General features: G+C 68.7%; 7 protein-coding genes and 1 pseudogene. 3 read left to right on the plus strand and 5 right to left on the minus strand.

The features are described 5' to 3' along the window. A pseudogene (locus A5708_RS27295) lies at positions 1 to 302 on the plus strand (hypothetical protein); the annotation flags it as partial. A gap of 3 nt (positions 303 to 305) precedes the next feature. Here the strand turns inward: A5708_RS27295 and A5708_RS21665 are convergent. The 5 genes from A5708_RS21665 to uvrC form a co-directional block, all read right to left on the minus strand. Beyond that, positions 306 to 1,700, minus strand: coding sequence for a WS/DGAT/MGAT family O-acyltransferase (locus tag A5708_RS21665; RefSeq protein ID WP_065030595.1), 1,395 nt, complete (start codon positions 1,698 to 1,700; stop codon positions 306 to 308). Positions 1,701 to 1,764: 64 nt separating this feature from the next. Next, the gene (gene whiA / locus A5708_RS21670) at positions 1,765 to 2,742 is read right to left on the minus strand and encodes a DNA-binding protein WhiA (RefSeq protein WP_040631623.1); all 978 of its coding nucleotides are present in this window, start codon (positions 2,740 to 2,742) and stop codon (positions 1,765 to 1,767) included. Then, entirely contained in the window at positions 2,739 to 3,803 is a 1,065-nt protein-coding gene (gene yvcK, locus A5708_RS21675) for a uridine diphosphate-N-acetylglucosamine-binding protein YvcK (RefSeq protein WP_155766125.1), read from the minus strand. Before yvcK ends, whiA begins: the two co-directional genes overlap by 4 nt. An 8-nt stretch (positions 3,804 to 3,811) precedes the next feature. Further along, positions 3,812 to 4,732, minus strand: a complete 921-nt coding sequence (gene rapZ / locus A5708_RS21680; RefSeq protein WP_065030592.1) for an RNase adapter RapZ — start codon at positions 4,730 to 4,732, stop codon at positions 3,812 to 3,814. After that, the gene (gene uvrC / locus A5708_RS21685; protein WP_065030593.1) at positions 4,729 to 6,672 is read right to left on the minus strand and encodes an excinuclease ABC subunit UvrC; all 1,944 of its coding nucleotides are present in this window, start codon (positions 6,670 to 6,672) and stop codon (positions 4,729 to 4,731) included. Before uvrC ends, rapZ begins: the two co-directional genes overlap by 4 nt. Positions 6,673 to 6,774: 102 nt before the next feature. On the opposite strand from uvrC, the gene A5708_RS21690 reads away from it, so the two are divergent. Both A5708_RS21690 and A5708_RS21695 read left to right on the plus strand, forming a co-directional pair. Beyond that, positions 6,775 to 7,956 (plus strand): cupin domain-containing protein, encoded by a 1,182-nt coding sequence (locus A5708_RS21690; RefSeq protein ID WP_065030594.1) that lies wholly within the window; start codon positions 6,775 to 6,777, stop codon positions 7,954 to 7,956. A gap of 277 nt (positions 7,957 to 8,233) precedes the next feature. Then, on the plus strand, positions 8,234 to 9,229 hold a 996-nt coding region (locus tag A5708_RS21695), incomplete at its 3' end, for a PPE family protein (protein ID WP_155766124.1).

A 9,229-nucleotide genomic window follows, 5' to 3' on the forward strand; every position in this document is an offset into this window, starting at 1 on the left:
GAGGACCTTTCCGCAACGGCCATACCGCCGCAATCCGGTGTCCGCTAAACCGGGGTAAGCCCAAAGTCCACCACGTCACCGACTGGGCCACCTGCCACACCACCGACGTCAACGACCTCACCTTCGCCTGCGGCCCGCACCATCGCCTGTTACGACCCGGCGGCTGGACCACCCGCAAAACCGCCAGAGCCGACACCGAATGGCAGCCGCCGCCCCACCTGGATCGAGACCAACCCCGCACCAACACCTTCCATCACCCCGGGAAGCTGCTGCGCGATCCAGACGACGACGAACCCGATTGAGGCCTAACCGCTCTCGCGCGCGGCGGCCTTCTCCAGGTCGGTCAACGCCGGTTCGATCCGATCGGCCATGTCGTCGATGTCGTTGGCCACCTCCGGGGTGGTGACGAATCCGAAGTCCAGGTAATCGGTGTAGGAGAAGCAGGTGATGTTGAGCGCGACGTCCATCACCGGCGGCCCCAGCGGCACCAGCGAATCCAGTTTGGCGCCGGCCATGTACAGCGGGAACGGCGGGCCGGGGACATTGGAGACAACCAAGTTGATGGGAGCCAGGTTGCGCGACAGCCCGCTGGCCGTGTAGGCGCGCGCGGCCAGCCCCAACAATCCCGGCGGCGTGGTCTCGGTCAGCCCCATGATCTGATGCGCCGACAATGCCTTGGCCATCAGCTTGGCGTTCTGGGTACTTTCGTGAATGGCCCGCAGCCGCTCCCCCGGATCTTCGACGTCGGTGGCCAACGAGACCGTCATCGAGCTCACCTGGTTGCCGACATCGTCCTTGTTCTCGTCGGTGCGAGTCGACACGGGGATCTGCGCGATCAGCGGTTTGGCGGGCAGCTCGCCGCGCTTCTGCAAGTAGTCGCGGACCGCGCCGGCCACCAGCGCGAGCACCACGTCGTTGAGCTTGACGCCGTACGTGTCCTTGATGACTTTGGCGCGGGCCAGTTCGACGCGGCAGCCGGTGATGCGCCGGTGCGGCGAGACGGGTGCGTTGAAGCGGGTTTTGGGCGCCTCGAAGTAGCGCGGCGGCCTACCGCGCACACCCAGCGTGGCGATCTGCTGGCGCACGGTCTGCTCCATCAGCCGCGCGATGCGGAACGGCGTCTTGATGCCGACGTTGATCAGCGCGCCCACGGCGCGCCGCTCCAGCCCCGGCAGCTCGAACCCGACCAGCGATCCGACCGTTTCCTGTTGCGGCGCACGCGGTTCCGGCGTGGCGTCCAACAGGATCTCACCCAGCCCGGCGCCCGAGACACCGTCGACGATGGCATGGTGCATCTTGGTCAGCGTGGCCATCCGGCCGCCCTCGACGCCCTCGATCACCCACATCTCCCACAGGGGCCGGGAGCGGTCCAGCTTGTAGGACATCAACCGGCCCACCAGCTCCTCGAGCTCGCGGCGCCCGCCCGGCGCGGGCACACCGATGCGGCGGACGTGGAAGTCGACGTCGAGCTCCTCGTCTTCGACAAACCACGGCCGGTCCAGGCCCAACGGCGCGCCGGTGACCCGCCAGCGCAACTGCGGCACCTCCGGCAGGCGCTCGATCAATAATTGACGGAGACGTTGAAAGCTGTACTCGGCGGAGTCCTTCGGGTCGCAAATCGCCAGCGCCCCCACATGCATGTGCCAGCCCGCAGTTTCTGCAGACCAAAACGCCGCGTCAACACTCGAAAGCCGTTTCATCACCTGACCGTAGCCCCCCCGAGGCCGTCCCCACCAGCAATGCTTGACAATTAGCAGGGCGCAGTCAGGCGTCCTCCAGCAAATCCGGCGTGACCGCCGACTCGGTGTCGGGTATGCCCTCGACCTTCGCCTTGCGATCGGCCATCGACAGCAGCCGCCGAATACGGCCCGCCACAGCATCTTTCGTCATCGGCGGGTCGGCGAGCCGGCCGAGCTCTTCCAGCGACGCCTGCCGGTGCTCGACGCGCAACTTGCCGGCCGAGGCCAGGTGGTCGGGGACGGTGTCGCCCAGGATCTCCAGCGCCCGCTCCACCCGGGCCGCGGCCGCGACCGCGGCCCGCGCCGAGCGGCGCAGGTTGGCGTCGTCGAAGTTGGCCAGCCGGTTGGCGGTGGCCCGCACCTCGCGCCGCATCCGGCGCTCCTCCCACACCAGCCGGGTGTCCTGCGCGCCCATCCGGGTCAACAGCGCGCCGATCGCCTCGCCGTCGCGCACCACCACCCGGTCGGCGCCGCGCACCTCGCGGGCCTTCGCGCTGACACCGAGCCGGCGTGCGGCACCCACCAGCGCCAGCGCCGCCTCCGGGCCGGGGCAGCTGACCTCCAGCGCCGACGAACGCCCCGGCTCGGTCAGTGACCCGTGCGCCAGGAAGGCTCCCCGCCAGGCGGCCTCGGCGTCGCCGACGCTGCCGCCCACCACCTGGGCCGGCAGTCCGCGCACCGGCCGGCCGCGGTTGTCGAGCAGGCCGGTCTGGCGCGCCAACGCCTCACCGTCGTTGGCCACCCGCAACACATACCGGGTGCTCTTGCGAATCCCGCTGGCCGACAACACATGTACGACGGCGTTGTATCCGTAGAGCTCGAAAATGTCCTTGCGCAACCGCCGCGCGACGTTGCCCAGGTCCACCTCGGCCTCGACCACCACGCGGCCGCCGACGATGTGCAGCCCGCCGGCGAACCTCAGCAGTGACGTGACCTCCGCCCGGCGCGCGCTGACCGATTTCACGATGAGGCGGCTCAGTTCGTCTTTGACTTCGGTCGTCATCGCCACGCGTCGTCACCCCTTGGTCCGCTGCCGGCCGGTCCACTCCCCCCGGCTGGTGGGCTTGTACCGTCGACCCGAATATCCGCGGTGGCCGTGACCGAAGGCGATCCCGGAGCCTTGTGGGCCGCCCGGACCCCGTCCAGGGCCGCCGCGAGTTTGCCTGGATCATGTAAAGGTGTACCAGGTCTGGCCACGTCGGCGAAGTGGACCTCGGCCGAAAGCAGTGTGGCGGTACGGCGCAGTTGATCGCGTTCGCGCTCACTGGGCACCCGTTCGGCGTCGATGATGATGTCGTGCACGCTGAAGTCCGGTGCGTGCTGGGCCAGCACGTGCAGGTGACGCTCGACGGAGAAGCCGGCGGTCTCCCCCGGCTCGGCCACCAGATTGAGCACCAGCGCGCGCCGCGCGGTCGTCGCCCGCAGCGCCGCGGCCAGCCCGGGCACCAGCACGTGCGGGATCACGCTGGTGAACCACGAGCCGGGGCCCAGCACCACAAGATCGGCGGCCATGATGGCGTCGACGGCCTGGCGGGTTGCCGGGGGGTTGTCCGGCAGCAGCCGCACGCGGCGCACCTTGCCCGGGGTGGTCGCGATCGCCACCTGGCCGCGGATCAGCCGGAACATCCGCGGGTCGCTTTCCAGACCGGAGACGTCGGCCTCGATCTGCAGCGCGATCGGGCACATCGGCAGCACCCGTCCCTTGACGCCGAGGATGCGCCCCAGCTCGTCGAGGGCGGCCACCGGATCGGCCAGCACCTCGGACAGGCCGGCCAGCAACAGGTTGCCGATCGGATGCCCGGCCAGGGCGCCGCTGCCGCCGAACCGGTGCTGCAGGATGGTCGCCCACAGCCGGCCGTGCGGGCTGTCAGATGCCAAGGCCGCCAACGCCATTCGCAGATCACCCGGCGGTACCACGGCCAGTTCGCTGCGTAGTCGGCCGGAAGAGCCACCGTCGTCGGCGACGGTCACCACGGCGGTGACATAGGGAGTCAGCCGGCGGGCCGCCGACAACGTCGCGTACAGGCCGTGTCCGCCGCCCAGCGCGACGATGCCCCGGTTCATCGGCTCGGTCATTCGCGGCCCAGATCCCGGTGCAGAACCCGCACCGACAGTTGCGCTTCACCCTTCTGGGCGTTCAGCAACTGCATCAATGCCTCCGCGATCGCGACGCTGCGATGCTTGCCGCCCGTGCAGCCGATGGCGACCGTCATATAGCGCTTGCCCTCCCGGCGGTAGCCGTCGACGACCAGAGACAGCAATCGATGGTAGGCGTCGAGAAACTCGGCCGCGCCCGGCTGGCTCAACACGTAATCGCGCACCGCGGGGTCCTGCCCGGTGCGGGGGCGCAATTCGTCGACCCAGTGCGGGTTCGGCAGGAACCGCACGTCCATCACCATGTCGGCGTCCATCGGCAGGCCGTACTTGAAGCCGAAGGACTCGACCGTGACGCTGGTGGTCGCGCTGGCGACGCCGGCGAAGGCCCGCTCGATGGTCTCGCGCAAGCCGCGGACCGACAGCGTCGAGGTGTCGATGATCAGGTCGGCGGTGGCGCGGACCGATGCCAGCATCCGGCGCTCGGCGGCGATGCCCTCGGCCAGGGTCTGATCGCCCTGCAGCGGGTGACTGCGCCGGTTCTGTTCGTAACGGCGCACCAACATGTCGTCGGATGCTTCCATGAAGACCACGCGCGGGGCGATGTTTCGGGTGGCCAGCTCGGTGCGCACCGAGTCCAGATCGCCGGTGAAGCCGCGCGACCGCACGTCCATCACCACCGCCAGCTGGGTGATCCGCGAACCGGCGGCCAGACCGAAATCGACCATCCGGGTGATCAGCTGCGGGGGCAGGTTGTCAGCCACATACCAGCCGAGGTCTTCGAGCACCTTGGCTGCGGTACCCCGCCCGGCGCCGGATAATCCGGTCACCAGAACGACGTCGATACCGGCCGGGGCATCCACCGAGTGGCCGCCCGCGAATTCACCTGGGCCCGTCACCGGGCGGCCTCGGACTGATCGGGTCGCAGCGCCTCGACGACGGCGGTGGCGGTCGCCACCCCGATGCCGGGAACGGCGGTGATCTGGTCGACGGTGGCCTCCTTGAGGCGGGCTATCGATCCGAAATGGCTTACCAGTGCCTTGCGGCGATGTTCTCCCAATCCTGGCACCGAATCCAGCACCGATGCCGTCATTCGCTTGGATCGCTTGCTGCGATGGTAGGTGATGGCGAACCGATGCGCTTCGTCACGGACGCGTTGCAGCAAATAAAGCCCCTCGCTGTTGCGCGGCATGATGACGGGATCGGGCTCCGACGGCACCCACACCTCTTCCAGCCGCTTCGCCAGACCGATCACCGCGACGTCGGTGATGCCGAGTTCCTCGAGCACCGCGCTGGCCGCGTTGACTTGCGGCGCACCGCCATCGACGACGTACAGATTCGGCGGGTAGGCGAACCGCCGAGACTTCCCTTCCGCCGTAAGCATATTCGGGTCGTTTTGTTCACTCAGGTGCCGTGCGAAGCGGCGCCGGGTGACCTCGGCGATGGAGGCGACGTCGTCGGAGCGCCCCTGTCCCGCGGCTTCCCGGATGCCGAAGTGCCGGTAGTCCGATTTGCGCGGCAGGCCGTCCTCGAACACCACCAGCGAGCCCACCACGTCGGTGCCCTGGACATGGCTGATGTCCACGCATTCGATGCGCAGCGGCGCGTCGGACAGGCCGAGGGCCTCCTGGATGTTCTGCAGCGCAGCGGATCTGGCGTTGAAGTCACCGGCGCGCCTCAGTTTGTGTTGCTGCAGCGCCTCTTTCGCGTTGCGTTGCACGGTCTCGGCAAGCGCGCGCTTGTCACCGCGCTGCGGCACCCGAAGCGCCACCCGGGACCCACGCAAGCCGGATAGCCAACTGGTCAGCTCGCCGGCATTCGACGGCAGGCAGGGCACCAGCACCTCGCGCGGCACCGGGTTCACCGATTCGTCTGCGGCGCCACCCAATTCGGCCTGCTCACCGTAGAACTGGGTCAGGAACTGCTCGACCAGCTGTTCCTCACCGGAATCGCCGGGGTCGGCGGACTTTTCCACGATCCAGCCGCGCTGGCCGCGCACCCGGCCGCCGCGGACGTGGAACACCTGGACCGCGGCCTCGAGCTCGTCGTCGGCGAAAGCCACCACGTCGGCGTCGGTGCCGTCGCCCAGGACGACGGCCTGCTTCTCCATCGCCCGCTTCACCGCGCCCAGGTCGTCGCGCAGCCGCGCGGCCCGCTCGAAATCGAGCTGCTCGGCCGCGGCGTTCATCCGCTGTTCCAGCTCCCGGGCGAACCGGTCGGTCTTGCCGGACAGGAAGTCGCAGAAGTCGTCCACGATCTGGCGGTGCTCCTCCGCGCTGACCCTGCCGATGCACGGCGCCGAGCATTTGTCGATGTAGCCGAGCAGGCAGGGACGGTCGATCTGCTTGTGCCGCTTGAACACTCCCGCCGAGCACGTGCGAGCCGGAAACACCCGGGTGAGCAGGTCCAGGGTTTCCCGGATGGCCCACGCGTGCGAGTACGGCCCGAAGTACCGCACCCCTTTGCGGCGGGGGCCGCGATAGACCATCAGCCGCGGGAACTCCTCGTTGAGGGTCACCGCCAGCACCGGATAGGTCTTGTCGTCGCGATAGCGGACGTTGAACCGCGGGTCGAATTCTTTGATCCAGTTGTATTCGAGCTGCAGCGCCTCGACTTCGGTGTTGACAACTGTCCACTCGACCTTGGCCGCGGTGGTCACCATCTGCCGGGTTCGCGGGTGCAGGCTGGAGATGTCGGCGAAATATGACGTCAGCCGGCTGCGCAGGCTCTTGGCCTTGCCGACGTAGATGACTCGCCCGTACGGATCCCGGAATCGGTAAACGCCGGGCTCGACCGGGATGGACCCGGGCGCGGGGCGGTAGGTGGCGGGATCGGGCACAGATCCAGGCTAGTAGCCGCCGGCGGGGTGCCGAGAAAGGCGGGGCGCGTGCGGGTGCCGGTCTAGGGTGGTGCATACCGGTCGCCACGACTTTCGAGGGGGATTACCGTCGAGTCCTCGCTAGCCTGGTTGCTGCAGCCCCTCGATGTCGACACCTTCCTCGACGAGATCTGGGCGAGCAGGCACCACCACATCCAGCGCTGCCGGCCGGGCTACTTCGACCGGCTGCTGCCCGGGCCTTCGGCCGTCGACGCACTCCTCGAGCATGTGCAGCCGGAACCGTCGGCCGTGCGGTTGGTCAAGGGCGGCGAAGACAAGGATCCGGCGGCCTACCGCCGCGCCGACGGCGGCCTGGACCCGGCCCGGGTACGCGACGGCCTGACGGAGGGCTACACGATCGTCGTGAATGGGGTCGAGCGCTATCTGCGCACCATCGCGTCGTTGTCCCATTCGCTCGAGGTCGAGCTGAACTTCCCGACCCGGGTGAACGCCTATGTCACGCCGCCGGGGTCGACCGGCTTTGCCCCGCACTACGACCCGCACGACGTGCTGGTCCTGCAGATCCAGGGATCCAAGACGTGGCACGTGTCCGACGGGGACGCCGTGCCGCCGCACGAGATCCAGCGGCGCAGGGGCGTGGGGACGGACGGGCTCACGTCGTCGACCGACGTGTGCCTGCAACCCGGCGACGTGCTGTATTTGCCGCGCGGCCAAGTGCATTCGGCCGAAACGCGCGCCGAGCCGTCGGTCCATCTGACGTTCGGGCTCCACGCGCCCACCGTGCTCACGCTCCTCACGCACGAGCTGTACGCGCTGAGTCTGCGCGACCCGCGCGTGCACGCCCGCTTGTCGCCACGGCACCAAAACGACCCAGCCGCCCGCGCCGGCCTGGGCGACCTCGTGCGCGACACCCTGCGCGCCCTCGAGGATCCCGAGCTCCTCACCGAAAGCCTCGACGCGCTGGCCGACGTCCTGGTCCGGCGGGGCCGATGCCCTCCGGTCGGGCGGGTGAGCGACACCGTCGGAATCGATGGGCAAACACTGGTGGCGAAGTATGAGCCGCTCTATGCGCGGGTGGCACACGTCGACGACCGCGTCGTCCTGCAGTTCGCGCAGCTGTCGGTGGGCGCCGGCGCCGACCATGGGGCGGCGATGCGGTTCCTCGCCGACAGCACCGAACCGTTTCGGGTCGGCGACCTGCCCGGGTTGAGCCCGGTGCAGCAGACCGGGCTGGCGCAGACGCTGATCCTGAACGGGTTCCTGGTCCGGCTGTCCAAAGGCTGACAGTTACCTTCGCATCTCCGGTGAAAGTGGCGGTTTCTCTCCGCATTTACGGATAGTTTTGGCATAAGCTTCAGTACATGCGGGTCGCCGTCCACGCGGCCGCTGACCTTATCGCTCAGCCACGCGATAACGGTGGCCGGCATCCGCCGAGACCGCAACGTCGCATCGCTGAAAACGCTGAAAACGACTGAGAGGCCGGGACGCAACGCTTCCCCGCGTGGCCGGTTCGTCGGGAGGAGCGCAACATGGCAGCACGGGCGCACGCGGGTGGTCACCGATGACGATGCCGATCTGGGGCGCCTTTCCGCCGGAAGTCCATTCGGCGGCGCTGTCCAGCGGCCCGGGGCCTGGATCATTGCTGGCGGCCGAGCAGGCGTGGCAGGCGTTGAGTGCCGAATACGACTCTGCGGCTCAGGAACTCGGCGACTTGTTGGCGGCGGTGCAGGCCGGGACGTGGCAGGGCCCCAGCGCGGAGGCGTACGTGGCCGCCCATGTGCCATATCTGGCATGGCTTTTGCAGAACAGTGCCAACAGTTCGGCGGCCGCCTTGGAAGCCGACACCGTGGCCGCCGCCTACACCGCCGCGCTGTCGGCCATGCCGACGCTGGAAGAGCTGGAAGCCAACCACGCCACCTTCGCCCAACTAGTAGCGACGAATTTCCTTGGCGTGAACACGATTCCGATTGCACTCAACGAAATGGACTATCTGCGAATGTGGCTGCAGGCGGCCACCACGATGGCGATCTATGAAGCGGTGTCCCAGACCGCGCAGACGTGGGTCCCGCCGACCGCCCCGCCTCCGCCGATCCAGCTCGCCAACCCGCCCAACCAAGATGCGGGCGGTGGGGCAGATCAGCTGAGCTGGTGGGTGACTCGCGTGCAAGAAGTCGCCCAGGAACTGAACGCGGACCTGAGTCAGTCTGGAGGGTCCAACCCGTCCTCGGTCCTCAACAGCCTGATGACCGACCCCCTGCTCGCCGCCAAGGTTCCGCACTGGGCGGGCGAGGCGCTCTACACGTTCCCCGCTACCCAGGTGCCCCAATTGGCGCAGCTCTCCGTCGGCCTGATCGCCCCGTTCATCCCCGTGGCCGGTGCGGCGGGTCTGGCGGGTCTGGCCGGGTTGGCCGGCGTGGCTCAACCCGCCCCCACCATGCCGGGCGCGGTGGCCGCCCCGGCTCCGTCGCACACCGGGGCGCCCGTCGCGATGGCACCCGGTCTCGGCCCACCCGCCCCGACCCGCCAGACCCGCCGCACCGGCCACGGGGATGAACGG

The organism is Mycobacterium colombiense (assembly GCF_001672755.1).
Lineage (GTDB): Bacteria > Actinomycetota > Actinomycetes > Mycobacteriales > Mycobacteriaceae > Mycobacterium > Mycobacterium colombiense_C.